Origin of the sequence: Staphylococcus sp. GDX8P80P (assembly GCF_017893095.1) — a bacterium.
Classification (GTDB): domain Bacteria; phylum Bacillota; class Bacilli; order Staphylococcales; family Staphylococcaceae; genus Staphylococcus; species Staphylococcus borealis.
In genome coordinates this window covers 1-437 of the sequence record NZ_JAESMI010000252.1, presented here as the reverse complement: position 1 = coordinate 437, position 437 = coordinate 1, and the positions used below count along the sequence as shown (strand labels likewise).

At 33.9% G+C, this 437-nt stretch carries 1 protein-coding gene; it reads left to right on the top strand.

Annotated elements, in window-relative coordinates; all coding sequences use genetic code 11:
* Window positions 1-2 precede the first annotated feature (2 nt).
* The gene (gene nrdI, locus KA858_RS12665; protein WP_037588716.1) at window positions 3-401 is read left to right on the top strand and encodes a class Ib ribonucleoside-diphosphate reductase assembly flavoprotein NrdI; all 399 of its coding nucleotides are present in this window, start codon (window positions 3-5) and stop codon (window positions 399-401) included.
* Window positions 402-437 lie beyond the last annotated feature (36 nt).

Below are 437 nucleotides of genomic sequence, written 5' to 3'. Positions count from 1 at the left end.
TTATGAAGATAATTTATTACTCTTTAACTGGTAATGTACGACGGTTCATACAGAGAGCAGGATTGTCTGACACAATGGCTCTCACTGAGGCAAACAAGACAAATGAAATAAATGAACCATTTATAATGGTTACAGGTACAATTGGATTTGGCCAAGTACCTGATACTGTACAAGATTTTTTGAAAGTGAATCATCATAATCTTAAAGCAGTAGCAGGTAGTGGAAATAGAAATTGGGGACAGAATTTCGCGAAAGCTAGTGAAGAAATCGCGAATCAATATCATGTCCCTTTATTGATGAAATTTGAGTTACACGGTAACCAAGCTATAGCAGATGAATTTAAGGAAAAGGTGGTTAATCTCTATGAAAATGATAAACAAGCAAAAGAAAAATCATATTGAATTAAACAATAAAGTAACAAAGAGAAGAGAAGACGG

Excerpts from the sequence above, each read along its gene's own strand:
- nrdI (WP_037588716.1), top strand. The coding sequence starts at position 3 with ATGAAGATAATTTATTACTCTTTAACTGGTAATGTACGACGGTTCATA.